The sequence below is a fragment of the Azospirillum formosense genome (assembly GCF_013340925.1).
Taxonomy (GTDB): Bacteria; Pseudomonadota; Alphaproteobacteria; order Azospirillales; family Azospirillaceae; genus Azospirillum; species Azospirillum formosense.
This window is the reverse complement of record NZ_WHOR01000003.1, coordinates 35,682-59,633: the sequence shown is the minus strand read 5'-3', so window position 1 is coordinate 59,633 and position 23,952 is coordinate 35,682. Positions and strand designations below refer to the sequence as shown.

At 67.8% G+C, this 23,952-nt stretch carries 23 protein-coding genes; 20 read left to right on the top strand and 3 right to left on the bottom strand.

The annotated features are described in order from the left end of the window. Positions 1 to 157: 157 nt before the first annotated feature. Positions 158 to 340 carry a hypothetical protein gene (locus tag GBZ26_RS01140; RefSeq protein ID WP_174437217.1) on the bottom strand — a complete coding sequence of 61 codons (183 nt, stop codon included), beginning with the start codon at positions 338 to 340 and terminating at the stop codon, positions 158 to 160. Positions 341 to 515: 175 nt separating this feature from the next. Between GBZ26_RS01140 and pgi the strand changes: the two genes are divergently transcribed. From pgi to GBZ26_RS01110, 6 genes are all read left to right on the top strand, one after another. After that, positions 516 to 2,159, top strand: coding sequence for a glucose-6-phosphate isomerase (pgi, locus tag GBZ26_RS01135; protein WP_174437216.1), 1,644 nt, complete (start codon positions 516 to 518; stop codon positions 2,157 to 2,159). 94 nt (positions 2,160 to 2,253) lie between these two features. Next, a complete protein-coding gene (locus tag GBZ26_RS01130) occupies positions 2,254 to 3,057 on the top strand; it encodes a hypothetical protein (RefSeq protein WP_174437215.1) in 804 nt (267 codons plus the stop codon). A gap of 803 nt (positions 3,058 to 3,860) precedes the next feature. After that, complete coding sequence (locus GBZ26_RS01125) at positions 3,861 to 4,703, top strand: hypothetical protein (RefSeq protein ID WP_174437214.1); 843 nt, start codon at positions 3,861 to 3,863, stop codon at positions 4,701 to 4,703. A 75-nt stretch (positions 4,704 to 4,778) separates the two neighbouring features. Continuing rightward, a complete protein-coding gene (gene mutL / locus GBZ26_RS01120; RefSeq protein WP_174437213.1) occupies positions 4,779 to 6,677 on the top strand; it encodes a DNA mismatch repair endonuclease MutL in 1,899 nt (632 codons plus the stop codon). A gap of 229 nt (positions 6,678 to 6,906) precedes the next feature. Next, positions 6,907 to 7,164 carry a type II toxin-antitoxin system prevent-host-death family antitoxin gene (locus GBZ26_RS01115; protein WP_174437212.1) on the top strand — a complete coding sequence of 86 codons (258 nt, stop codon included), beginning with the start codon at positions 6,907 to 6,909 and terminating at the stop codon, positions 7,162 to 7,164. Continuing rightward, positions 7,164 to 7,580 carry a type II toxin-antitoxin system VapC family toxin gene (locus tag GBZ26_RS01110; protein ID WP_174437211.1) on the top strand — a complete coding sequence of 139 codons (417 nt, stop codon included), beginning with the start codon at positions 7,164 to 7,166 and terminating at the stop codon, positions 7,578 to 7,580. Before GBZ26_RS01115 ends, GBZ26_RS01110 begins: the two co-directional genes overlap by 1 nt. Positions 7,581 to 7,920: 340 nt before the next feature. Here the strand turns inward: GBZ26_RS01110 and GBZ26_RS01105 are convergent, their stop codons facing one another. Further along, the gene (locus tag GBZ26_RS01105; RefSeq protein ID WP_174437210.1) at positions 7,921 to 8,394 is read right to left on the bottom strand and encodes a MarR family winged helix-turn-helix transcriptional regulator; all 474 of its coding nucleotides are present in this window, start codon (positions 8,392 to 8,394) and stop codon (positions 7,921 to 7,923) included. A 115-nt stretch (positions 8,395 to 8,509) separates the two neighbouring features. On the opposite strand from GBZ26_RS01105, the gene GBZ26_RS01100 reads away from it, so the two are divergent. Beyond that, positions 8,510 to 9,316, top strand: a complete 807-nt coding sequence (locus GBZ26_RS01100) for an alpha/beta fold hydrolase (RefSeq protein ID WP_174437209.1) — start codon at positions 8,510 to 8,512, stop codon at positions 9,314 to 9,316. A gap of 49 nt (positions 9,317 to 9,365) precedes the next feature. Then, positions 9,366 to 10,979: a GMC family oxidoreductase gene (locus tag GBZ26_RS01095; RefSeq protein ID WP_174437208.1), complete on the top strand. Its 1,614-nt coding sequence runs from the start codon at positions 9,366 to 9,368 to the stop codon at positions 10,977 to 10,979. A gap of 201 nt (positions 10,980 to 11,180) precedes the next feature. Here the strand turns inward: GBZ26_RS01095 and GBZ26_RS01090 are convergent, their stop codons facing one another. Then, positions 11,181 to 12,071 (bottom strand): LysR family transcriptional regulator, encoded by an 891-nt coding sequence (locus GBZ26_RS01090; RefSeq protein WP_174437207.1) that lies wholly within the window; start codon positions 12,069 to 12,071, stop codon positions 11,181 to 11,183. Between the two features lie 146 nt (positions 12,072 to 12,217). Here GBZ26_RS01090 and GBZ26_RS01085 point away from each other — a divergent pair, with 146 nt between their 5' ends. From GBZ26_RS01085 to GBZ26_RS01030, 12 genes are all read left to right on the top strand, one after another. Beyond that, positions 12,218 to 13,342, top strand: coding sequence for a 4-oxalomesaconate tautomerase (locus GBZ26_RS01085; protein WP_174437206.1), 1,125 nt, complete (start codon positions 12,218 to 12,220; stop codon positions 13,340 to 13,342). A 27-nt stretch (positions 13,343 to 13,369) separates the two neighbouring features. Next, on the top strand, positions 13,370 to 14,743 hold the full coding sequence (dctA, locus tag GBZ26_RS01080) for a C4-dicarboxylate transporter DctA (protein WP_174437205.1): 1,374 nt from the start codon (positions 13,370 to 13,372) through the stop codon (positions 14,741 to 14,743). A 37-nt stretch (positions 14,744 to 14,780) separates the two neighbouring features. Continuing rightward, entirely contained in the window at positions 14,781 to 15,656 is an 876-nt protein-coding gene (locus GBZ26_RS01075; RefSeq protein ID WP_174437204.1) for an HTD2 family dehydratase, read from the top strand. An 11-nt stretch (positions 15,657 to 15,667) separates the two neighbouring features. Further along, positions 15,668 to 16,849, top strand: a complete 1,182-nt coding sequence (locus GBZ26_RS01070; RefSeq protein WP_174437203.1) for a CaiB/BaiF CoA transferase family protein — start codon at positions 15,668 to 15,670, stop codon at positions 16,847 to 16,849. Between the two features lie 44 nt (positions 16,850 to 16,893). Then, the gene (gene pcaB, locus GBZ26_RS01065) at positions 16,894 to 18,243 is read left to right on the top strand and encodes a 3-carboxy-cis,cis-muconate cycloisomerase (protein WP_174437202.1); all 1,350 of its coding nucleotides are present in this window, start codon (positions 16,894 to 16,896) and stop codon (positions 18,241 to 18,243) included. Positions 18,244 to 18,729: 486 nt separating this feature from the next. Then, positions 18,730 to 19,755: an aldo/keto reductase gene (locus GBZ26_RS01060; RefSeq protein ID WP_174437201.1), complete on the top strand. Its 1,026-nt coding sequence runs from the start codon at positions 18,730 to 18,732 to the stop codon at positions 19,753 to 19,755. Positions 19,756 to 20,081: 326 nt separating this feature from the next. Beyond that, a complete protein-coding gene (locus tag GBZ26_RS01055; RefSeq protein ID WP_174437200.1) occupies positions 20,082 to 20,528 on the top strand; it encodes an excinuclease ABC subunit A in 447 nt (148 codons plus the stop codon). A 66-nt stretch (positions 20,529 to 20,594) separates the two neighbouring features. Continuing rightward, on the top strand, positions 20,595 to 21,701 hold the full coding sequence (locus tag GBZ26_RS01050) for an alpha/beta fold hydrolase (RefSeq protein ID WP_174437199.1): 1,107 nt from the start codon (positions 20,595 to 20,597) through the stop codon (positions 21,699 to 21,701). Between the two features lie 78 nt (positions 21,702 to 21,779). Next, complete coding sequence (locus GBZ26_RS01045; RefSeq protein WP_174437198.1) at positions 21,780 to 22,187, top strand: hypothetical protein; 408 nt, start codon at positions 21,780 to 21,782, stop codon at positions 22,185 to 22,187. A 14-nt stretch (positions 22,188 to 22,201) separates the two neighbouring features. Further along, on the top strand, positions 22,202 to 22,933 hold the full coding sequence (locus GBZ26_RS01040) for a beta-ketoacyl synthase chain length factor (protein WP_174437197.1): 732 nt from the start codon (positions 22,202 to 22,204) through the stop codon (positions 22,931 to 22,933). Beyond that, entirely contained in the window at positions 22,923 to 23,705 is a 783-nt protein-coding gene (locus GBZ26_RS01035) for a 1-acyl-sn-glycerol-3-phosphate acyltransferase (protein WP_174437196.1), read from the top strand. The genes GBZ26_RS01040 and GBZ26_RS01035 overlap by 11 nt, the downstream gene beginning before the upstream one ends. Further along, a complete protein-coding gene (locus GBZ26_RS01030; protein WP_014239598.1) occupies positions 23,692 to 23,952 on the top strand; it encodes a phosphopantetheine-binding protein in 261 nt (86 codons plus the stop codon). Before GBZ26_RS01035 ends, GBZ26_RS01030 begins: the two co-directional genes overlap by 14 nt.

Here is a 23,952-nt window from a genome sequence, read left to right as displayed (position 1 = left end):
CCACCCAACCCTCCCCCGCTCTCGGCGGACCAAAGGTCCGCCTGCCGCGTCAGCGCAAACCTCTGGTTTGCGCGAGAGCTTTCGCAGGGGAGTGCTTTTCTCCTCCCCCTGCGAAGCGGGGGAAGGTCGGGAGGGGGGCCCGCCGCGACCACGCCCCTTACGCCAAGTCCGGCTGGCTCCCCGGAAAGCGCGGGTCGCCGGGGTCCACGGGGCGGCCCGGCACCTTGCCGGGGATGATCCCCACCTGATCGGGCCGCTCGTCCTCGCGGCGTTCCTCGTCTTCTGGAACCGGGGCCGCCGGAACCGGCGGATTCTGTTCGGGTTTCCTCGGATCGCTCATGGTCACCTCCTGTCCCGAAATGAACACAGGGCAGCGGTTGCCGGTTTCATCCACCACCCCGCATAGTCCGCCCAACCTAGTCCTTTGTGCACGTTGGATGCGCCGCTTTGGCGCGTACCCGCCGCGCATCGATCAATGCTAGGCTCCGCGCACGCGAGAAGGAGGCAAAATCCCAATGTCAGCGCTCACCCGTTCGCCCGCCTGGGAAGCCCTGGCCCGTCATCGCCAGGACGTTTCGGCCCTCCACATGCGCGACCTGTTCGCCGCCGACGCCGACCGCTTCAACCGCTTCTCCCTGGAAGCCTGCGGCCTGCTGTTCGATTATTCGAAGAATCGCATCACCGAGGAAACTCGGACCCTGCTGCTCGACCTCGCCCGCCAGCAGGACGTGGAGGGCTGGCGTGACCGCATGTTCGCCGGGGAGCGGATCAACATCACCGAGGACCGCGCCGTCCTGCACACCGCGCTGCGCAACCGCTCCGACCGCCCGGTCATGGTGGACGGCCAGGACGTGATGCCGGAGGTGAACGACGTCCTGCACCGCATGGAGCGCTTCGTCCGGCAGGTCCGCGACGGCGCCTGGACCGGCTACACCGGCCACCCGATCACCGACATCGTCAACATCGGCATCGGCGGGTCCGACCTCGGCCCGGTGATGGTGACGGAGGCGCTGACCCCCTACCTGCACCCGCAGATCGGCGTGCATTTCGTCTCCAACGTGGACGGCACCCACATCAGCGAGACGCTGGAATGGCTGGACCCGGAGACGACCCTGTTCGTCATCGCGTCCAAGACCTTCACCACCCAGGAGACGCTGACCAACGCCCACACCGCGCGGCGCTGGTTCCTGGAGAGCGCCGGCGACCCCGCCCATGTCGCCAAGCATTTCGTCGCCGTCTCCACCAACGAGGCGGAGGTGCGCAAGTTCGGCATCGACCCGGCCAACATGTTCGGCTTCTGGGACTGGGTCGGCGGGCGCTATTCCCTGTGGTCGGCGATCGGGTTGTCCATCGCGCTCGGCATCGGCATGGACCGCTTCTATGAGTTGCTGGACGGCGCCCACGCCATGGACGAGCATTTCCGCACCGCACCGCTGGAGCGCAACATGCCGGTGCTGATGGCGATGCTGGGCGTCTGGTACGTCAATTTCTGGGGCGCCAAGTCCCACGCCGTGCTGCCCTACGACCAGTACATGCACCGCTTCCCCGCCTATCTCCAGCAGTTGGACATGGAGAGCAACGGCAAGACGGTGGACCGCCAGGGCGCGCGGGTGGACTACGCCACCGGCCCGGTGGTCTTCGGCGAACCGGGCACCAACGGCCAGCACGCCTTCTACCAGCTCATCCACCAGGGGACGGAGCTGGTCCCCGCCGATTTCCTGGCCCCGGCGGAAACCCACAACCCCATCGGCGATCATCACCGCATCCTGCTGTCGAACTTCTTCGCCCAGCCGGAAGCCCTGATGCGCGGCAAGACCGCCGACGAGGTGCGCGCCGAGATGGCCAAGTCCGGCAAGCCGGCCGAGGCCATCGAGCCGCTGGTCCCCCACCGCGTGTTCGAGGGCAACAAGCCGTCCAACAGCATCCTGTTCAAGAAGCTGGACCCGCGCACGCTGGGCGCCCTGATCGCGCTGTACGAGCACAAGGTGTTCGTCCAGGGCATCGTGTGGAGCATCAACAGCTTCGACCAGTGGGGCGTGGAGCTGGGCAAGCAGCTGGCCGGCAAGATCCTGCCCGAACTCCAGAACGGCCCGACCGCCGCGCTGGGGCACGACAGCTCGACCAACGGGCTGATCGGCTGGTACCGCAAGCACCGCTGAACGGCATCGCCCTTCCTTCTGGTTTTGTTGCTAAAGGGGAAAAACAACCATAAAGTCATCGCCGCGGGTCTTTCTAACCGTGGTGGATGCTCAAATGGATGTTTCATCCCCTTTGGCTGGCGCCCCAGCCGTTGCCGCTGCGAAAGCCACGTCGGTGAGCCAAGGCGCCGGAAGCGGATCCTCCGGAGCAGCAACGGCCGCTGCCGTCACGGGCGCCAAGGACACGCTGTCCCTGAGCCCCCTGGCGGCAAGCCTGAAGGGACCGTCGCTGGACCTGTTCAACAAGCTGAAGCAGAACGAGCGCACCCTGCTCAGCGGCCTCGTGGACAGCGGCAAGATCACTGGCGACGACGTGAACAACGCGCTGATGGGCAGCCTGAAAATGGCTCGGTCCACGGCCTTTATGAACGGAGGCCGGATGTTCGAATCCCAGAATCGCGGCCTCTTCGCCCGCGCCGCCACTGTCACCGCGGATGAGATGCTGAAGGCGACGGGCGACACGCTGGCCCGGCGCAAGGAACTGGTTGCGCAGCTGGGAGAATTGGACAAGAACGGCCAGGGCGGCTCCGCCGACTACAGCGAAATCCTGCGCGCCCTTTCCGGAGTGGAACCCGGCGCGGGCACCGACCAACCCAGCGCGGAACCCCACGGCAACAGCCGGGCGACCGCCCATTTACGACAGACCCGAATCATCTCGCCCTATATCATGAAATTGGGCGACCCTTTTTTCATCCGCAGCGGTGAAGAGGAAGCGGCACGCAACAAACTGAAGGAGGCCGGGGTCTCCCTGTCCAGCCTCACGGACGCCGCCCGCGGCATGGGCGAAGACGATGTGGCTGGCATAGTGCAGGAACAGGCGTCGCATTTGGCCGAGATCATGCGGCGGAACGGCGGTTGAGTCAGCGCAGCGGGGCGCTCCCGCAGGAAACCCTTGTGCGGCGCGGCGATCCGGCGTAGGGTGCAGGCCATGAACCCCGTGCGCCTCACCTCTCCCGCCCTTCTGGGGCGATTTTGGTACCGCTGGTACATTCCGGCGGCATAGGTATCGCACACCCACGATGCACCCGAAGCCGCCCGACCCGAGGCGGCTTTTGTGTTTTCAGCACGCGGTGCACGCAAAATCCCCCTGACGGTCACGGCGGCCTCCCTTACGAACCGGAGGTCCCATCATGTCCGATTTCGATTTCGACGTCGTCACCGGCCCGTCCCGCGCCAGCTGCCCCGCTGCTCCCGCCGAGCCGGAGACCCAGGAGGACGGCCACTCCGCCGACAAGACCGGCCCGGCGTGACCGCCCCGAACTGGAACCGCCCCGCCCTTCCCGCCTCGCCACGGCGATGGGGAAAAGCGGGGCGGTCCACAAGCAAGGACGGCCGCCGCTTATGGCAAGGTGACCGGCGCGCCATACCCGCGTCCAGCCCCTTCCACGTGCCACCGTCAGCCATCAGCAGCGCGGCGGGGATGACGACGCCGGTCGAACCGGTGGCCACCAGGACCTCGTACAGAAGGCAGCTCGGGGCACGCCGATGGCGATGCGGGGAATTTGGGCTGATCTTGCCGAGTAAAGAAGGACCGAACCGGACGCCTGTCATCCGGCCGGACAGTTACGCCGCATGGACAACCGCTCCCGCGCCCGGCATTATCAATCACCACCTCGGGATGCATCCCGAAGGCCGCGCCATCGAAAAGCGGGAGGAGCGCGCATGTCCATCATCGACGTCACCAGCGGCACGCCCGCCGCTTTCGGCTCGGGCGTCAAGTCGGGTCCGGCAAAGGCAACTGTTGCCGCCACGTTAGGCACCACCGCGCCAAACATCGGCCGCAACGGCACGGTGGATACGGTCAGCCTGTCCACCGATGCAGTCCGGGCCATGGAGGCTGGGACCATCTCCTTCACTGTCCCAAAGGCCGACGCCGCGGCAGTAAAAGACCCGGTGGCGGCGCGCATGGAGACCATGCTCGCCCGCCGCGACTATGACCTCAAGCAGGCCGACTACATGCGGGAGGCGATGGGCATGCTGCGCCAGACCCTCAACCTGCCCGAGGACCAGCCCATCTTCCTGGGTGGCGCGGCACATGGCCTGCTGGACAGGTTGGCGGCGAAGAACGGCCTCAGCAAACCCGAACTGCCGGACGCGCTGCGCGCCGCCGGGGCGAAGGACCCGTTCGCGGAGGACGCCGACGCCGAAACCGGCGTGATCGGCGTCGGGATGCCCAACAGCGGCAAGGAGTTGCAGGTCGTCTTCGACCGGCTTGGCCTCGCCGGCCGGTCCACCAAGACGGACGACCCGCTGCGCATGATCTCGCTGACGGACGGAAGCGACCGCAGCGGCGCGTTGCTCGGCGCCATCAAGGGAGGATCGCTGGGACGCCTCACCGACACCCGGCCGGACCAGGGCGCCAACCTGTGGGCGGTGACCGACGGGGATAGGGGGCCGAATGCCCGGATCCTCGCCTCCGTCCGCTCAGTCGGCATGGACGACGTCGCCACCGGCATGGCCACCAACCTGCTGAAAGGGCTGAAGGGGCTGTTCGACGGGACTTGAGGCCCACCGCATCCGTTCGCCGCGCATGCCCCGCTCGTGGTGGCATTCCCGGCGTGAGCCTACTATATTTGGGCCATGCCGATCCGCATGTTGCCCGACACGCTCGTCAACCGCATCGCCGCCGGCGAGGTGATCGAGCGGCCCGCCGCCGCCGTCAAGGAACTGGTGGAGAACGCCATCGATGCCGGGGCCACCCGCATCGACGTGGTGGTGCGCGACGGCGGCAAATCGCTCATCACCATCACCGACGACGGCTGCGGCATGGCGCCGGACGAGCTGGCGCTCGCCGTGGAGCGGCACGCCACCTCCAAACTGCCATCCGACGACCTGCTGGACATCCGCTCGCTGGGTTTCCGCGGGGAGGCGCTGCCCTCCATCGGGGCGGTCAGCCGCCTGACCCTGACCAGCCGCCCGCGCGGCGCCGACAGCGCCTGGGCGCTGACCGTGGACGCCGGCCTGAAGGGCGCGCCGCAGCCGGCCGCGCTGGCCCAGGGCACCCGCGTCGAGGTGCGCGACCTGTTCGCCGCCGTTCCCGCCCGGCTTAAGTTCCTGAAGGCCGCCCGGACCGAGTTCGATCACATCGGCGACTGCATCGAACGGCTCGCCATGGCCCACCCCGGCGTGGCCTTCACGCTGGACGGCGACAACCGCTCGACGCTGCGCCTGTCGGCGGCGCAGGGCGACCTGCTCGACGCCCGGCTGACCCGGCTGGGCGCCCTGATGGGCCGCGATTTCCAGGACAACGCCGTGCCGGTGCAGGCGGCGCGCGAGGGGGTGACGCTCGCCGGCTGGATCGGCCTGCCCACCCTGCACCGCCCTACGGCCCGCCACCAGCATCTGTTCGTCAACGGCCGCCCGGTGCGGGACAAGCTGATGGTCGGCGCGGTGCGGGCCGCCTACGCCGATTTCCTGCCGCGCGACCGCCACCCCATGCTGGCGCTGTTCCTCGACCTCGACCCGCAGGAGGTGGACGTGAACGTCCACCCCGCCAAGGCGGAGGTGCGCTTCCGCGACCAGGGGCTGGTGCGCGGGCTGATTGTCGGCGCGCTGAAGCACGCGCTGGCCGAGGCCGGACACCGCGCCTCGACCACCGTGGGGCTGGCGACGCTGGGCGCGCTGCGCCCGGAGAGCAGCGAAGTTGACGCGGACGGAACCATTCCGTCACCCTCTCCCTTGCCCCACCGCAGCCCGGGGCACCAGCCGGCGCAGTCCTGGGGCGGCGGCTACGGCTCCGTCGTGCCGCGCGGGCTGGCCGACCGGGCGACCGCCTTCCAGGCGCCCCATCAGGCACCGCTCCCCCCCTTGCAAGGCCGCCTCGCCGGCTGGCAGACCGCGCCCGCCGCGCGCCCGCCCGACTATTCGGCGCAGGCGGCAGCCGCTCCGCCGCTGGACAGCCACCCGCTGGGTGCGGCCCGCGCCCAGGTCCACAACACCTACATCGTCGCCCAGACCACCGAGGGCATCGTCATCGTCGACCAGCACGCCGCCCACGAGCGGCTGGTCTATGAGCGGATGAAGACCGCCCTTCTGGAGGGCGGCGTCAAGCGGCAGGCCCTCCTGATCCCGGAGCTGGTGGAGTTGGACGAGCCGTCCGCCAACCGCCTGCTGGGCCGCGCCGCGGAGTTGGCGGAACTAGGCCTGGCGGTGGAGGGCTTCGGTCCGGGCTGTGTCCTGGTGCGCGAAGTGCCGGCCCTGCTGGGGCAGAGCGACGTGAAGAGCCTCGTCCGCGACCTCGCCGAAGAGTTGGCGGAGTTGGGCGACGCCCTGTCCTTGAAGGAGCGGCTGGAGGACGTGTGCGGCACCATGGCCTGCCACGGCTCCGTCCGCGCCGGGCGCAGCTTGAGCGTGGAGGAGATGAACGCCCTGCTGCGCCAGATGGAAGCCACCCCCCACAGCGGCCAGTGCAACCACGGCCGCCCCACCTATGTGGAGCTGAAGCTGTCCGACATCGAGCGGCTGTTCGGGCGCCGGTGAGTGGCAGGCACGATTGATCGTCGCCTCGCTCAGCCCTGTCTCTTGCACCAGCCGCTCGCAGGTCCACCCGAGCTCCACCAGCATCCCGCGCCACCTGCCGCGTGCGGCACATCCGCACGTCCGGCTGATCCAGATGACACCGCCTTGTAGGCTTGTGCCTACATTACGAGTGGCGCACGCCGCCTTTATGTAGTATCGTAGCATCATCGTAGTGCATGGGGTGCATAGCATGGGCCGAATCATGTCCAGCAGAGAGTTCAATCAGAACCCAAGCGAAGCGAAGCGAGCAGCCGAGGATGGCCCGGTGATCGTCACCGATCGCGGCGAGCCGGCCTTCGTGCTTCTGCGTTACGACACCTATCAGCGCCTGTCGGGCGAACAGGGTGGCTCCATCGTCGAGCTGCTGCGCCAGGGCGACGCCGGGGCCGATTTCGACTTCGAGCCGCCGCGCATCGGCGACATCGCCCGACCGGCGGTGCTGGATTGATGTTCCTGCTCGACACCAATGCCATTTCCGAACTGCGGCGGCCGGCGCGGGCCAACCCCGGCCTTCTCGCCTGGGCGGGCGGCGTGCCGCCGGCCGACCTGTTCATCTCCGCCATCACCCTGTTCGAGATCGAGTTGGGCGCCGGGCAGGTCGGCCGCAGGGACGCCGCTCAAGGGGCGGTGCTGCGCAACTGGATCGACACCCAGGTGGTACCCGCCTTCAGGGGCCGTATCCTGCCGGTGAATGGTGAGGTGGCACAGCGCTGCGCGACGCTCCACGTTCCTGACCCTCGACCACAGGGCGACAGCCTGATCGCGGCCACCGCGCTGGTTCATCGCTTGACCGTGGTGACCCGCAACGTGCGTGATTTTGAGCCAATGGGTGTTCCGTTGCTCAATCCCTGGAGTACCAACTGACGCCCTTCCGCCTTTCCAGAAAACGCCCCTTAAGGCGTTGGCGCATAAAGCGAGGATCTGAGCCGGGCCGGTCTTGTTGTGGAAGTGCCGGAATTAGGTCAATCCTACTGTGGAAGCCGGGTCATGACCATTCAAGTCAACTCAGCCTTTTCAGCACGTTAATAGGATCAGTCTATCTGTGGCCTGGCATGAGTTGACCGGGCCCCATCGCTAGAAGGCCATTCCACACGCGCGGCGGCTCCTCTGCGCCACGGGGTGGATTCCAGGCACCGAGCGACGAGGTGTGGCGGGATCGGGACCGGCGGAACGGCTCCGACGGCGCGAGAGCGCGCGTCTCCCATCACTGTGGGTCGGCTGACGTCCATCCGCCGATATGCGCGTAAACGGAATCCCGCAGTTGCGCGATCTCACCGTTGAGCTTTGCCAAGGCGGCGGGTGACTCCCCGGAGGCGCGGAGCAAAGCATCGCCCAGGCAGCCGGCCTTGGAGCGCAGATCCGCTCCTTTCGCCGTCAGCGACACGATCACCTGCCTCTCGTTGGTCGGGTTGCGCGTGCGACGGATCAATTCCGCGGCCTCGAGGCGTTTGAGCAGAGGCGTCAGCGTGCTGGACTCAAGAGCAAGTTGCTGGGCGATGCCCCCCACCGTTTGCCCATCTTCCCGCCACAGGACGTTGAGGACGAGATACTGCGGATAGGTGAGACCAAGGGCGTCCAGCAGCGGCTTGTAGGCCCGCTGGATGGCGATGCCGGCCGAGTAGATCGCGAAGCAGAGCTGCTCCTCCAATGGCACCGGCGGGTTGTTCTCATCCGACATAGTTGGCTCCCTTCGCAGCGCATCTTCCGTCGACATATATCGCGATAAATTTCCCTGGACAAGAGGAGCCGCCGGCGATACACAAGGATATCGCGATAATAATTATCGCCAACTAATGGAGGCGAACATGAAAAGCACTCTTCAGGCCCTGATCCTGGCCGCGTCGGTCGTCACCCTGCCGCCGTCGGTTTTGCAGGCGCAGCCAACCAGCCATTCGGTCGATCAGGCGGCCGTTAAGAATGTCGTCCTTGTCCATGGCGCCTTTGCCGACGGATCGGGATGGCGGAAGGTCTATGAGGACCTGACCACCCGCGGATACCGGGTCACGATCGTCCAGAATCCGCTCACCTCTTTCGAAGACGATGTGGCGGCCACACAGCGCGCGCTCGACAGGCAGGATGGTCCCGCCGTTCTGGTCGGCCACAGCTGGGGCGGCACGGTCATCACCGAAGCCGGCGTCCATCCCAAGGTGCGCGGGCTGGTCTATGTGTCCGCCCTGTCGCCCGACGCCGGCGAGACCACGGCGCAGCAATATGACGGCTATACGACACCGCCCGAGTTCGTCATCGAGACGAGCGAGGACGGCTTCGGCTTCGTCAAGCCCGACAATTTCGCTGCCGGTTTTGCGGCGGACGCGACGAAGGCCGACGTCGATTTCCTGAAGGCGTCGCAGGTTCCGATCAATATGGCGAGCTTCGGCGTGAAGCTCCGGCATGCCGCCTGGCGGACCAAGCCCAGCTGGGCGGTAATCGCGACGCAGGACAAGGCGTTCGATCAGCGGATGCTCCAGGACATGGCGAAACGCATCGGCGCCAAGGTCACGAACGTCCCGGCCAGCCATGCCGTCTACTTCACGCAGCCGGAAATCGTCGCGACGGTGATCGACGAGGCGGCCCAACAGTCGGGCACGGTTTCGCCCTAGACGCCGGCTTCGTCGGATCACTCTCTTCGCTCACCCAAAGGTCCATGACATGAACCATCCCATCTCCGGCGGCTCCGAGGAGTTCGACCGACGCATCCGTGACAACCAGACGCAAAGACTCTCCAACCTCAAGCCTGCTTATGACTTCATCGTCTGCGGTGCCGGCGCGTCGGGATCCGTGATCGCGCGCCGCTTGGCTGACAATGCCGACTGCTCCGTGCTCCTCATCGAAGCGGGGGGCAGCGACGAGGATGAGGCGGTGCTGAATCCGGCATTGTGGCCCACGAATCTCGGCAGTCGACGCGACTGGGGCTTCCAGGCCGAACCGAACCCGCATCTGGACGGCCGCGCGCTTCCCATGTCCATGGGCAAGGGGCTCGGCGGCGGGTCGAGCATCAATGTCATGGTGTGGGCACGGGGCCATCGCGCCGACTGGGATTATTTTGCGGAACAATCCGGCGATGCCGGCTGGAGCCATGAGGCGGTTCTCGGCATCTACCGACGCATCGAAAACTGGCAGGGTGCGCCGGACCCGCATTACCGCGGCAGTTCCGGGCCGGTGTGGGTTCAGCCCGCACAGAACCCGAGCCCGATCGCCGACGCTCTGCTCAGCGCGGCCGGCTCCCTCGGCATCCCGCGCTACGACAGCCCCAATGGCAGGATGATGGAAACCGCGGGGGGCGTGGCCTATGCCGACACGCTCGTGCGGGACGGACGGCGCAACTCGCTCTACCGCGCCTACGTCCATCCTGTGGCCGACAGACCGAACCTCACGATCCTGACCGATGCGCTCGTGCGCCGCGTGCTCCTCGACGGGACGACGGCGACCGGCGTCGAGGTCGAGCGGGGCGGCGCGATTCTGTCGTTCACGGCAGGCTCGGAGGTCATCCTGTCCACCGGCGCCATCAACACGCCCAAGCTGCTCATGCTGTCCGGGATCGGCGACCGGAGCCAACTGGAACGGCACGGCATTCCGGTTGTACGTCACCTGCCCGGCGTCGGCAGCGGCCTGCAGGATCATGTGTCGTTCGGCTGCACCTGGGAGTATCGGCAGCCGATCGCTCCACGCGCCAGCGGCAGCGAGGCGACCCTCTACTGGAAAAGCCGTCACGAACTGGAGGCGCCGGACCTTCTGTTCTGCCAGGTCGAGTTCCCCGTTCCCAGCGAGCGCACGGCGGCGCGCGGCGTCCCCGATCACGGGTGGACGATGTTCGCAGGCCTGGCGCAGCCCCACAGCCGTGGCGAGGTGCGGCTGCAGTCGGCGGACCCGGCCGCGGCGCCCCTGGTCGATCCCAACATGCTGTCCGATCCGCGGGACCTGGAAACGGCACGGGCCTGCGTTCGGCTGTGCCGCGAGATCGGGAACGATGCGGCTTTCGCGCCCTATGTCCGGCGCGAGACCATCCCCGGGGTGGGAGCGGTGGTCGACGATCAGTTCCTCCGCGACGCGGCGGTAACCTATTGGCACCAATGCGGGACGGCTCGGATGGGCTTGGATGACCTGTCGGTCGTCGACGCGTCGCTGGCGGTTCACGGCATCGACCGGCTGCGCGTCGCGGACGGCTCGATCCTCCCGAGGGTGACGACGGGCAACACGCAAGCGCCGTGCGCGATCGTGGGCGAGCGAGCGGCTGACATCCTGCGACGGCGGCACAGCTTGTAGACGCCTTTCATCAAACCCCGGGCTGCGCTGGACAGCGCGCAGAATGCCGGTTCGGCGGCAGGCCAGGGCCGCCTTCGTCCGGCGCATGGGATGCGGCCTGCCGGTCTCCGGGGCGACACCGATCTCGCCGACCCACCGATCAACCAAAGCGGGCATGTTGGCGCATTCGCCGACTGAAGGCGGATACGGTTATCAAGAGCATCACGCTTTCCAGGATCCGAGCAGCACCTCCAGAAAGCGCGCCGCCATCGGTGAGAGGATGGCGCCGTGCCGTCGGACGACGCCGATCGTCCGGGAAATCCTCGGGTGGCTCAGCGGGATGGTCCGGATGATCGGGTGGCCGGAGGCGGGGGTGGCAAGCTTGGGCAGCACAGCGACGCCGAGACCCGCCTCCACGAGCCCGAGCGAACTGGCGAGATGCGTGATCTCGTAGGACCAGCTGAGCTTCAGGCCGTGCTGCGCCAGGGCGTTGTCGATCAGCGCCCGGTTGCCGCTGGTCCGGCCCACGGTGATGACCCGATGGGCGGTCAACTCCTCCCACGTGGCGGCTTCCTGGGAGGCCAGCGGATGATCGTGCCGGCAGGCGACGACGAACGGGTCCTCGGCCAGCGGCGTGAACTCGATGTCGGGGTGCGACGTGCCGATGAAGTTGATGCCGAAATCGGCCTCGCCGCGGGCCACCGCCTCCAGCCCCTCGTTGGCGCCGAGGTCGAGGATGCGGATGCGGATGCGCGGGAACGCGACGCTGAAGCGGCTGATCGCGTTCGGCAGGAAGTAGAACACCGCCGTCGGGACCGAGGCGATGGTGATCTGCCCGCCGCTCCGCGCCCCCAGGTCGCTGATCCCCAGCAGCGATGATTCGAACTCGTCCAGGAAGCGCCGGACCTTGGGGATGAAGTCGCGTCCGACCATGGTCAGGGCGACATGGCGGGTCGAGCGCTCGAACAGGGCGACGCCCAGCGTGTCCTCCAGCTTCTGGATGCGGCGGCTGAGCGCCGGCTGCGAAAGGTTCAGCAATTCAGCGGCGCGGTTGAAGCTGCCCAGTTCGGCCACGGCTACGAAGGCTTTCAGATCGACCAGTTCGAAATTCATGCCCGACTCCCCATGGCAGCGCTCATTGATGCGTGAAACGCAATAATATCCAGAATCATTGCATTTAACAAATACGGTTCGAGGTCGGAATATCGGTTCATCGGCTTTCTTCGCCGCGACGGCGAGACCAAGAGACAGCAAGCGCCATGAACCACCTGACCAGCCGCCAGATCGGCATTCCCTGCGTGATGATGCGCGGCGGGACCTCCCGCGGGCCCTTCTTCCTGGCCTCCGACCTGCCCGCCGCTCCGGCGGAGCGTGACGCCCTTCTGCTCTCCGTCATGGGGGCGGGGAACGACCTGGGGATCGACGGCATCGGCGGCGGCAATCCCTTGACCAGCAAGGTCGCAATCGTCGGTCCCGCCACGCTCGCCGGCGCGGATGTGGATTATCTGTTCGCCCAGGTTCGGGTGCAGGAGGGGATCGTCGACACCTCGCCCAACTGCGGCAACATGCTGGCCGCGGTCGCCCCCTTCGCCATCGAGGCCGGGCTGGTCCCAGCGACGGACGGCGTGACGGTGGTTCGCATCCACAACGTCAACACCGGCAAGCTGATCGAGGCGCGCGTCCAGACCCCGGACGCCCGCGTGACCTACGAGGGCGAGGCCGTCATCGACGGCGTGCCCGGCACCGCGGCGCCCATCCATCTCGCCTTCCTCGACGCGGCAGGCGCCAACACCGGCCGGCTGCTGCCCACCGGGGCGCCGCTCGACCGCATCGGCGGGGTCGATGGAATCGGCGGGATCGAGGTGTCCTGCATCGACGCCGCCATCCCGGTGATGCTGGTCCGCGCCGCCGACCTCGGCAAGACGGGGCACGAGCCGATGGACAGCTACCGGCTCGACCGGAGCTTCATGGCCCGGCTGGAGGCGTTGCGCGTTGAGGCCGGCCGCCGGATGGGCTTCGCCAACGCCGCCGGCATGGTGATCCCCAAGCCCGTCCTGCTGGCGCCGCCGACCCGCGGCGGCACGCTGGCCGTCCGCTATTTCATGCCGCACGACTGCCACCGGGCGATGGCCATCACCGGGGCCGTCGCCACCGCAACCGCCTGCACGATTCCGGGAACCGTGGCCTCCGCGCTGGCCGGACATTTGGCCCTGCCCGGCGACGTCACCTTCGAGCACCCGGCCGGCCGGCTGACCGTCCACCTCGATCCGGGAGCCGGTCGATCCGCCCCCACCGCCAGCATCCTGCGCACGTCACGACGCCTGTTCGAAGGAACCGTGTTCGCCCGGCCATTGGACCCGCCGCGGGCCGCCATGGCCGCCTGACCCACAACGCACCGAGGAGGAAACGCCATGCGCCTACAAACGGGAGAGCAAACCCCGGCGCCGACCACGCCCAAGGCCTTTTACAAAGCTCTCTATTTCCAGGTCGTCGTCGGCCTGACCCTGGGCATCCTGGCCGGTCATTTCTGGCCGGACCTCGGGGCCTCGCTGAAGCCGCTCGGCGACGGCTTCGTCAAGCTGGTCAAGATGATGATCGCGCCGGTCGTCTTCTGCACCATCGTCAGCGGCATCACCAGCCTCAACGACACCCGCGAGATCGGCAAGACGCTGGTCAAGTCGATGGCGCTGTTCTACGCGCTGACGGTTGCGGCGCTGCTCATCGGGCTGGCCGCGGTCATGATCATCGAGCCCGGCGTCGGCATGCACGTCTCGCCGTCGTCGCTCGACCCCGCGGTGGCGGCGCGCTACGCCAAGCAGGCGGCCCCGGTCGGCTTCACCGACTTCGTGCTGCACATCATCCCGCATTCCTTCTTCGGCGCCTTCGCCGAGGGCGAGGTGCTGCCGGTGCTGCTCATCTCCGTCCTGGTCGGCTTCGGGCTGACGCGGGTCGGCAAGGCCGGCGAACCGGTGGTCCAGGGCATCGAATCCTTCTCCCACGTGCTGTTTGCCGCCTTCGGCTTCATCATGAAGCTGGCCCCGATCGGCGCCTTCGGCGCGATGGCCTTCACCGTCGGCAAGTACGGCATCGACAGCATCGGTTCGCTCGGCCTGCTGATCCTCACCTTCTACGTCGCCTGCGGCGTTTTCCTGACGGTGGTCATCGGCACGCTGGCGCGGCTGCACGGCTTCAGCCTGTGGAAGGTGCTGCGCTACTTCCGCGAGGAACTGCTGATCGTGCTCGGCACCTCCTCCTCCGAACCGGTCCTGCCGCGCGTGCTGCAGAAGCTGGAGGCGCTGGGCTGCAAGAAGGGCGTCTCCGGCCTGGTGCTGCCCATGGGCTATTCCTTCAACCTGGACGGCACGGCGATCTACCTGACGCTGGCCTCCCTGTTCATCGCCCAGGCCTGCGACATCCACCTGTCGGGTGGCCAGATCTTCGCCATGCTCGGCGTCATGCTGCTGACCTCGAAGGGGGCGGCCGGCGTCACCGGCAGCGGCTTCGTCGCCCTGGTCGCCACGCTGACGGTGATGCCGGACCTTCCCGTGGCGGGCGTCGCCCTGCTCGTCGGCATCGACCGCTTCATGTCCGAGGCCCGCGCCCTGACCAGCATCATCAGCAACTGCGTCGCCAGCATCGTCGTCTCGATCTGGGAGGGCGCCTGCGACCGCGAGGTCCTGCAGCGGGAGCTGAACCAGAGCTACGCCAGCACCGAGCGGACCCTGGACGAGAAGGGCGACATCGCCGTCCTGCCGCTGACCGCCCCCGTCCAGCCGTCGCACTGATCCGGCGCAGGCCGCCCAACGCATCGAGGACGCCACCATGACCGCCTCCCCCATGACCGTTTCCGCCACAAGCGCGAAGGACTGGATCGGCCGGAGCGAGACCGTGTCCGACACCGTCACCCCGACCCCCTACGCCGCGCTGTCGGCCACGCTGGACCGGCCCGCCGAGCGCCCCGCCGCCGGCACCCCGCTCCCGCCGCTGTGGCACTGGCTGTACTTCCTGCCGCTGCACCGCCAGTCGGAGATCGGGCCGGACGGGCATGCCAAGCGCGGCGGCTTCCTGCCCCCGGTGCCGTTGCCCCGCCGGATGTGGGCCGGCAGCCAATTCGAGTTCCACAGCCCCCTGCGCGTCGGCGACGCCCTGACCCGGACCTCGACCATCCATGACGTGACCGAGAAATCCGGGCGCACCGGCCCGCTGGTCTTCGTCAAGGTCCGCCACGAGGTCCGCCGCGCCGGCGAGACCGCCGTCGCGCTGACCGAGTTCCACGACATCGTCTACCGCGAGGCGGCCAATCCGGACGATGCGCCGCCGGAACCGCAGCCGGCGCCGGCGGACGCGGCCTGGGAGACGCGCTGGGTTCCCGACGACGTGCTGCTGTTCCGCTACTCGGCGCTGACCTTCAACGGCCACCGCATCCACTACGACCGGCGCTACGTGACGGAGGTGGAGGGGTATCCGGGGCTGATCGTGCACGGCCCGCTGATCGCCACCCTGCTGCTCGACCTGCTGCGCCACCGGCTGCCGGAAGCCGAGGTCGCCTCCTTCCGCTTCAAGGCGGTGCGGCCGACCTTCGACATCAACCCCTTCTCGGTGTGCGGCAGGCCGCTGGCCGATGGCAAGACGGTCCACCTGTGGGCCAAGGACCATGAAGGCTGGCTGACCATGGACGCCACCGCGGTCCTGACGTGAGGACGCCCCCTATGAAACCGCTGTCTGGAATCACCGTCGTCACCCTGGAACACGCCATCGCCGCCCCCTTCGCGACGCGGCAGCTCGCCGACCTCGGCGCCCGCGTCATCAAGGTGGAGCGTCCCGGCGTCGGCGACTTCGCCCGCGGCTACGACGAGCGGGTGCGCGGCGTCGCCTCGCACTTCGTGTGGACCAACCGCTCGAAGGAAAGCCTGACGCTCGACGTCAAGCACCCGGAGGCGCAGGCGATCCTCAAGCGCCTGATCCGCGAGCAGGCCGACGTGGTGGTGCAGAACCTCGCGCCCGGCGCCGCGGCCCGCCTCGGCCTGTCCTACGAGGCGCTGTCCGCCGGGAAGCCGGGGATCATCGTCTGCGACATCTCCGGCTACGGCGACGACGGTCCCTACCGGGACAAGAAGGCCTACGACCTGCTGATCCAGGGCGAGTCCGGCTTCCTCTCGGTGACCGGCACGCCGGAGACGCCCGCCAAGGCCGGCCCGTCCATCGCCGACATCTCCGCCGGTATGTACGCCTATAGCAACATCCTGGCCGCGCTCCTGCAACGCCGGCAGACGGGGCGCGGCTGCCGCATCGACGTCTCCATGCTGGAATCGCTGGTGGAGTGGATGAGCTACCCGCTCTATTACGCCTTCGACGGCGCGCCGCCGCCGGCCCGCACCGGTGCCAGCCACGCCACCATCTACCCCTACGGCCCGTTTCCGGCCGGCGACGGCAAGACGGTGCTGCTCGGCCTGCAGAACGAGCGCGAATGGGCGGCCTTCTGCGAGACGGTGCTGCAACGCCCCGAGCTGGCGCGGGAGGAGCGCTTCTCCAGCAACTCCCGCCGCAACGCGGCGCGCGACGAGTTGCGCGGGATCATCGTGGCGGCCTTCGCCGGCCTGACCGCCGAGCAGGTGGTCGCCCGGCTGGAGCAGGCCGCCATCGCCAACGCCCAGGCCAACGCCATGCAGGACGTCTGGGACCACCCGCAACTGGCGGCCCGCGACCGATGGCGCACGGTGGAGACCCAGAACGGGCCGGTGCCGGCCCTGCTGCCGCCGGGCATGGCAAGCAACGGGGATGCGCGCATGGACCCGGTTCCGGCGCTCGGCCAGCACACCGACCGCATCCTTGCCGAGCTGGGCTACGCGCCCGGCGACATCGCACGGCTGCGCGACGCGAAGGCGGTCTGAGCCGCGCCGCGAACGGAACGACATTTTCTGGGAGGAGCAGCACCATGCCGTCCACGATCATCGACTCCGCCATCTTCGGCGACATCTTCAGCACCCCGGCCATGCGCGCCGTCTGGTCGGACGAGAACCGAACCCGCAAATACCTGGACATCGAGGCCGCACTCGCCCGCGTCCAGGGCCGCCTGGGCATCATCCCGCAGGAGGCCGCCGACGAGATCGTCGCCAACTGCTCCCTCGACAAGATCGACATGGCGACGCTGAAGGCGCAGACAGAGCGCATCGGCTACCCCGTGCTGGGCGTCGTCTCGCAGCTCAACGCGCTGTGCCGCGACCGGCTCGGCGAATATTGCCACTGGGGCGCCACCACGCAGGACATCACCGACACCGCCACGGTCCTGCAGATGCGCGAGGCGCTGGCCCTCGTGGACGAGGATCTCGCGGGCCTGTCGGCAGCCCTGGCGACCCTCGCCAAGCGCCACCGGGACACGCCGATGATCGGCCGCAGCAACCTGCAGCAGGCGGTGCCGGTGACCTTCGGCTACAAGATGGCCGGGCTGCTGTCGGCGGTCGAACGCCATCGGGAGCGGCTGGCGCAGCTCCGTCCGCGCGTGCTGATGGGCGAATTCGCCGGAGCGTCCGGCACGTTGGCCTCCCTGGAGCATGGCGCCATGGAGACCCAGGCCGGGCTGATGGAGGAGTTGGGCCTCGCCCAGCCGGTGATCGCCTGGCACACCATCCGCGACACCATCGCCGAGGTCGGCTGCTTCCTGGGCCTGGTCGGCGGCACGCTCGGCAAGCTGTCGATGGACGTGAAGCTGATGATGCAGACGGAGGTCGGCGAGGTCTACGAGCCCTTCGCCCATGGCCGCGGGTCGAGCAGCACCATGCCGCAGAAGCGCAACCCGATCTCCAGCTGCTACATCCACGCGTCGATCTCCGTGCTGCGCCAGCACACGGCGGCCCTGCTCGACGCGATGGTGGCCGACCACGAACGGTCGACCGGCCCGTGGGAGATCGAGTGGATCGTCCTGCCGGAGGCCTTCTGCCTGCTGGCCGGCGCCCTGAAACAGGCGCGGTTCGTGGTGAGCGGGCTGGAGGTGGACGCCGAACGGATGCGCGCGAACCTGGAGATGACCAACGGGCTGGTGGCGTCCGAGGCGGTGATGATGGGGCTCGGCCGCCACATCGGCCGCGAATACGCCCACGACCTGGTCTACGACCTCTGCCGCGAGGCGGTGCGCCAGAACCGGCCGCTGCTCGACCTGCTGGCCGAAACGCCGGAGATCAGCGCCTGCCTCAGCCGTGCCGAACTGGCCAGACTCTGCGATCCGGCCAATTACCTCGGACAGTCCGGGGTCATGGTCGATCGAGTGCTGGCCCGCATGAACGGCTGATCGGGCCGTTCAGGACAGGTCACGTGCGCCAAAAGCAGGTCTTCGGACCAGAAGCACTTCCCGGCCGTTCACCGTGTGGCCGAAGGGGATTGTGACCTGTTCCCCTGAAACTCCTCCACCCTTGAGTTGGAGTGTGTTGAGCAGGAAGGCGGACATGAGGCAGAACCGGGACGGCTTCATGCCGGATGCATGACCGGATCGCCGGCCGCCGATGAGGGGCCGTTCGCCTCTGCCTTTCATCGGCGGTATCCCTCTCTTCGATGCTGGCTCCGGCCTTTCATGTGTGGTTCGATCCCAACGGGGTCTGGTTTGCACGGGGGTCTGGTTTGCACGGGGGTCTGGTTTGCACGAAACGGCCGTCTCGCCAACCGTGGGCTTCAGACTCCGTCAGCGTCCCGGCAAGCCATTTCCATGGCAACTCGCATCCCTCGCAGTCAGGATGATGGACCGAGCCGGCCAAAACAGCTCAACGGGAGGGTGGCAAGGATGAACTACCGCAAGCTCGGCCGCAGTGGTGTGAAGGTGTCGCCGCTGTGCCTTGGCGCCATGATGTTCGGCGGCCCCACCGACGAGCCGACGGCGGTGCGCATCATCGCGCACGCCGCGGAGGCCGGGATCAACTTCATCGACACCGCCGACGTCTACAACGAAGGCCGGTCGGAGGAAGTCGTCGGCCGCGCCGTGAGGAGCGAGCGCGAGCGCTGGGTGGTGGCGACCAAGGTCGGCAATCCCACGGGACCGGGCCCGAACCAGCGGGGCCTCTCGCGGCGTCGGCTGACCGTGGCGTGCGACGCGAGCCTTCGGCGCCTGGGCACGGATTGGATCGACCTGTACTACCTGCATCGCGAGGACCCCGACACCCCACTGGAGGAGACCGTTGCCACGCTGGGCGACCTGATCCGCAGCGGCAAGATCCGCGCGTTCGGCGTGTCGAACTTCCGGTCCTGGCGCATCGCCGAGATCTGCCGCCTCTGCGACCATCTGGGCATTGACCGGCCGGTGGCCTGCCAGCCCTACTACAACGCCCTCAACCGCATGCCCGAGGTCGAGATCCTGCCCGCCTGCGGCCACTACGGTTTGGGCGTGGTCCCCTACAGCCCGCTCGCCCGCGGCGTGCTCACCGGTAAATATCGCCTTGGGGATGAGCCGCCCGCCGACACCCGCGCCGGCCGCAAGGACCGGCGCATGATGAACACGGAATGGCGCCCGGAAAGTCTGGAAATCGCCCAGGAGATCAAGAGCCATGCCGAGTCGCGCGGGATCACGGCTGGCCAATTCGCCGTTGCCTGGGTGCTCAACAACCGCCTTGTGACCGCTCCGATCGCCGGGCCGCGCACGGAAGAGCAATGGCGCGCTTACCTCGGCGCGCTGGATTACGCCTTCACCGCCGAGGACGAGGCGCTGATCGACCGGCTGGTGACGACCGGACATCCCTCGTCTCCCGGTTACAACGACCCCGCCTACCCCATCGAGGGGCGGCCCGTGCGAACCACCTCACCGGCCGGTCCTTAAGGCCACGCCGGAGAACCATCCTCCATTCCCGAAAGGACCGTTTCGGACAACCCATCGCCTTTGCGGCAGACTGAACCGCCCGACGACGGCCCCTGAGGCGTTTGCGCACACGGCGAAGACCCGATCGCCGCCTCGGCTTCCTCATCATCCCTCTCGTCAGGCTGTTGGGACGACCGCTCGAATCCGCTTGGTTTCCTCGCATGGGTTGCGGCAATTGGCCCGGGCCGGTGCGCTTGCCAACCGGAACCCTTTGAAAGCGGTTGCATAGCCCGAGGCTCTTCTTAAGATAGAGCACCCTATGGAAAGCTCCTACCCTGAGAGGATTCGTGAACCGCACCGCCGCATTAACGCTGATTGCCACAATCATCACTGCTAATTTTCCGGCACTGGCCCGCGATGAGCGCCTCATGTTCCCGGTGGGGGCTGCCCTCAACACAGCCGCAGCTCAGGATAAGTTGGACAGGGGCGTGAGGCTGTATTTCGGTGAGCAGAAGCACCCCAAGCCCGTCGCCAACCTCGGCGAATGGGCGACCAACAAGAAGACCAACGCCTTCAACAAGTCCGACCAGGAAGCCTGCGAGTGGGTCTTCCTCAGCGCCGTTCTGGAGCTTCAGGAGCGCGCCCGCAAACAGGGCGGCGATGCGGTGATCAACATCAAAAGCAACTACAAGAACACGGAAACAAACAGCACCACGGAATACATGTGCGGCGCTGGCAATATCATGGCCGGCGTGGCGCTCAAGGGAACCGTCGTCAAATTGGGTGCCAAGTAGAGCGGCCGTCATGGGCCTTGCGGCCGCAGCGATGCCTGGACGGATACGGAAGACGAGGAGCGAGCGATGCGGCGTCGGCTGTTGCTGGCCGTGGCCTTTGCAGCGGCGGCGCTGACCGGCGCCTGCACCGCTGATCCGCCGTCCCCATCGCCAGCCGTGACCGCTACGCCGGTGCTGACGGGCGAGGCAATGATCGCCGATGACGGCACGCCGATACCGCTTCACACGTGGCCGGCGGAGAGCGAGCTGCGCGCGGTGATCGTTGCCGTCCACGGCATGAACGATTACGGGCTTGCGTTCGACCGGCCGGCGCGGCTGTGGGCGGGGGCCGGCATCACCACCTACGCCGTCGACCAGCGTGGCTTCGGAAAGGCCATGGAGCGCGGTCATTGGTACGGCGGCGAGCGCATGGCCGACGATGTCGTCGCGCTGTCCAGGCTGGTGCGCGAGCGCCATCCCGGCGTGCCCGTCTATCTGCTTGGCGAAAGCATGGGCGGTGCGGTCGTCGTTCTGGCGGCGGCGCGGGCGGAGCGGGGACTGCTGTCCGGCATCGTTCTGTCCGCTCCGGCGGTCTGGGGCACCGGCTTTCGGGCGACGGTGACGCTGGATGCCGCCATGATCCTCGGCTCGCTGGTGCCGGACATGACGGTGCCGCCGCTTCGGGTGGCCACCCCCTCCACCGACGATCCCATGGTGCTGCGGCGCATGCGCGAGGACCCTCTGATCATCCATCGGACGCGCTTCCAGACGCTGGCCGGCATCGTCGACCTGATGCACGACGCCCGCTTCGAGGCGCGCAAGGTGAGCGTTCCGGTGCTTCTGATGCTGGGCGACCTGGATGTGCATGTGCCGCGCGACGGGGTGGCGGCATTGGCCAGGTCTCTGCCGCCGGACACGCGCATTGCGCTCTATCCCAAAGGGCGGCACCTGCTGATGCGCACGCTGGACGGCGACCGGGTGACTCAGGACGTGGCCGCATGGGTGTCCGACACACGGCGCGCCCTGCCAAGCGGCGCCGACGCGCGCGCCCAGGCATGCCCGGCCCTGATGACCAGGCAGCACCGCGGCTGCCCCCCGCCCCGGGCGGTGGCCGCCCCACGCCCTCCCAAGCCGGCCATCGACGGCAAGACCGGCAACCGCCTGCCCACGCCGGCCACCGCACCGCAGAATTGATGCAGGCCTCTATCCACAACGTGACCCTGTCATGATAGGGTCCCGACTCGCCCCCACGGCGTCCGGAAACGGCAGGACATGACTTTGAAGACCGGTATCCGCGCGCTTTTCCTGATTCTGGCGACGGTCGCCGTGCTCGGCGGCTGCAGCCGCCGGCAACCCATCTACAGGGTAACCGACCACCCCATCCCGGCGGCATCGCGCGACCTGCCCGCCGCGGCCCTCCAGCGGACGATCATGGAGGCGGCGACCGACCGCGGCTGGTCCGCGGAGTGGAAGGCGCCCGGTGAGATTCTGGCGACGAAGGCATGGAAGGACCACGAGGCGGTCGTTGAAATCCGGTATTCGCAGGAAAGTTACACCATCGATCACGTGTCCACGACCAACCTGCGGGAGCATGGTGAAACCGTTCATCACGCTTACAACAAGTTGGTGCGCGCGTTGGAAGACGAGATCGAACGGCGCCTGCGCCAAGCCAAACACTGAGCCCGGCCCGCACCATGACTGAGACCCTGCGTGTCGCCATCCGCGGCTGGTGTGCCTGGGCACCGGACCGCAGCACTCGGGCCGCGTGGCAGGCCTGGGCGGGTGCGTCCGCCATGCCCGACGACGCCCCGCCGCCGGCGCTCCCCATGATGCTGCGCCGTCGCACCTCGCCCATCGGGCAGAAGCTGATCGCCGCCGCGCTGGCCTGCGGCGACGCGGCGCACACGGCGCGCTACGTCCTCGCCTCCGGCCACGGGGAACTGGCGCGGACCGTCGGCATCATCGATTCGCTGCGGCAGGGCGAACTGCCATCGCCGGCCGAGTTCAGCTTGTCCGTTCATCACGGCCTGGTCGGGTTGCTGTCCATCCACACCGGCAATCGCCGCGGCCACACGGCGATTGCCGCCGGTCCCGACAGCTTCGGCTTCGGACTCCTGGAGGCCGCCGCCAGCGTGATCGAAACCCCCGCGGAGCCGGTGCTGCTGCTCTACGCCGACGCGCCGATGCCGGAGGACTACGCACCGTTCCGCACCGCCGCCGACGAAGCCCTGCCGCTGGCGGTTGCCCTGGTGCTCGGCCCCGCGGATGGAGAGGGCGAAGAACTCGCACTGCGGTGCGCGCCGTCGGACGGCGAGCCGCCTGCGGAGTCCACGGCGCTGGATTTCCTGCACTTCCTGCTGTCGGGAGCATCCCAGGCAACCTCGCGCGGGGCGCGGCTCGACTGGGTGTGGCACCGTGCCGACTAGCTGTCTGGACCGTCTGTGGCGGCGCGCGGCCACCGGCTTCGCCTTCGCCTTCCTGTTCGGTGGCGGCGCGATCCTGGCGCCCACCGTTTTCCCGCTGGTGGCGCTGACCAGCCCGGCGGGCGCGGTGCGGCGCCGGCGCTGCCAACACCTCGTCCATCTCATTTTCCGCTTCTACATCCGCATGCTGCGCGTGCTGCGCGTCATCGACCTGAAGGTCGAGGGCGCCGAGCGCCTGCGCGACGGGCGTGGCAAGCTGGTGGTGGCGAACCACCCCTCGCTGCTCGACGTGGTGCTTCTGATGGCGCTGATGCCGCGCGCCCAGTGCATCGTGAAGAAGGAGTTGTGGGAGAGCCGCTGGCTGGGCGGCATGGTGCGCGGCGCCGGCTACATCCGCAACGACCTCGACCCCGAGGCGCTGCTCGACGCCTGCCGCGCCGCGCTGGAAGCGGGTGACGGGATCATCATCTTCCCCGAAGGCACGCGCACCGTTCCCGGCGAGCCGATCCGCTTCCGCCGCGGATTCGCCAATCTGGCGACCCTGCTGGAAGCCGAGGTGCAACCGGTCACGATAACCTGCGATCCGCCCACGCTCATTAAGGGCGAAAAATGGTGGATGATCCCGCCGCGCCGACCGATTTTTCGCGTCATGGTAGGGGATCGTCTGGACGTTACGGGGTTGCTCGGCTATCAGTACCGCTCGCTGGCGGCCAGGAAGTTGGTGCGCAGCCTCGAGGATTATTTTGCGGAACGGTTGGCCGATGGAAAAGCTTGAACGTGAGTTGAAGACCTTGATTGTTGACGCGCTCAAGCTGGAAGACATTGCCCCAGAAGAGATTGACAGCGAGGAACCGCTCTTCAACGACGGGCTGGGCCTCGATTCCATCGACGCTTTGGAATTGGGTGTCGCGCTGCGCAAGGCTTACGGCATCAAGATCGAATCCGTGACCGACGACGTGAAGCAGCACTTCGCCAACGTGCGCTCCCTCGCCCGCTTCATTCAATCCCAGCGTGCGGAGTAA

Bases quoted from the DNA above. Each gene is read 5' to 3' on its own strand.
- GBZ26_RS01125 (WP_174437214.1), top strand. From the start codon at position 3,861: ATGTCCATCATCGACGTCACCAGCGGCACGCCCGCCGCTTTCGGCTCG.
- GBZ26_RS01105 (WP_174437210.1), bottom strand. From the start codon at position 8,394: ATGTCGGATGAGAACAACCCGCCGGTGCCATTGGAGGAGCAGCTCTGC.
- GBZ26_RS01045 (WP_174437198.1), top strand. From the start codon at position 21,780: ATGACTTTGAAGACCGGTATCCGCGCGCTTTTCCTGATTCTGGCGACG.
- GBZ26_RS01095 (WP_174437208.1), top strand. From the start codon at position 9,366: ATGAACCATCCCATCTCCGGCGGCTCCGAGGAGTTCGACCGACGCATC.
- GBZ26_RS01110 (WP_174437211.1), top strand. From the start codon at position 7,164: ATGTTCCTGCTCGACACCAATGCCATTTCCGAACTGCGGCGGCCGGCG.
- GBZ26_RS01115 (WP_174437212.1), top strand. From the start codon at position 6,907: ATGGGCCGAATCATGTCCAGCAGAGAGTTCAATCAGAACCCAAGCGAA.
- pgi (WP_174437216.1), top strand. From the start codon at position 516: ATGTCAGCGCTCACCCGTTCGCCCGCCTGGGAAGCCCTGGCCCGTCAT.
- dctA (WP_174437205.1), top strand. From the start codon at position 13,370: ATGCGCCTACAAACGGGAGAGCAAACCCCGGCGCCGACCACGCCCAAG.
- GBZ26_RS01085 (WP_174437206.1), top strand. From the start codon at position 12,218: ATGAACCACCTGACCAGCCGCCAGATCGGCATTCCCTGCGTGATGATG.
- pcaB (WP_174437202.1), top strand. From the start codon at position 16,894: ATGCCGTCCACGATCATCGACTCCGCCATCTTCGGCGACATCTTCAGC.
- GBZ26_RS01070 (WP_174437203.1), top strand. From the start codon at position 15,668: ATGAAACCGCTGTCTGGAATCACCGTCGTCACCCTGGAACACGCCATC.
- GBZ26_RS01040 (WP_174437197.1), top strand. From the start codon at position 22,202: ATGACTGAGACCCTGCGTGTCGCCATCCGCGGCTGGTGTGCCTGGGCA.
- mutL (WP_174437213.1), top strand. From the start codon at position 4,779: ATGCCGATCCGCATGTTGCCCGACACGCTCGTCAACCGCATCGCCGCC.
- GBZ26_RS01060 (WP_174437201.1), top strand. From the start codon at position 18,730: ATGAACTACCGCAAGCTCGGCCGCAGTGGTGTGAAGGTGTCGCCGCTG.
- GBZ26_RS01075 (WP_174437204.1), top strand. From the start codon at position 14,781: ATGACCGCCTCCCCCATGACCGTTTCCGCCACAAGCGCGAAGGACTGG.
- GBZ26_RS01050 (WP_174437199.1), top strand. From the start codon at position 20,595: ATGCGGCGTCGGCTGTTGCTGGCCGTGGCCTTTGCAGCGGCGGCGCTG.
- GBZ26_RS01030 (WP_014239598.1), top strand. From the start codon at position 23,692: ATGGAAAAGCTTGAACGTGAGTTGAAGACCTTGATTGTTGACGCGCTC.
- GBZ26_RS01140 (WP_174437217.1), bottom strand. From the start codon at position 340: ATGAGCGATCCGAGGAAACCCGAACAGAATCCGCCGGTTCCGGCGGCC.
- GBZ26_RS01130 (WP_174437215.1), top strand. From the start codon at position 2,254: ATGGATGTTTCATCCCCTTTGGCTGGCGCCCCAGCCGTTGCCGCTGCG.
- GBZ26_RS01100 (WP_174437209.1), top strand. From the start codon at position 8,510: ATGGAGGCGAACATGAAAAGCACTCTTCAGGCCCTGATCCTGGCCGCG.
- GBZ26_RS01090 (WP_174437207.1), bottom strand. From the start codon at position 12,071: ATGAATTTCGAACTGGTCGATCTGAAAGCCTTCGTAGCCGTGGCCGAA.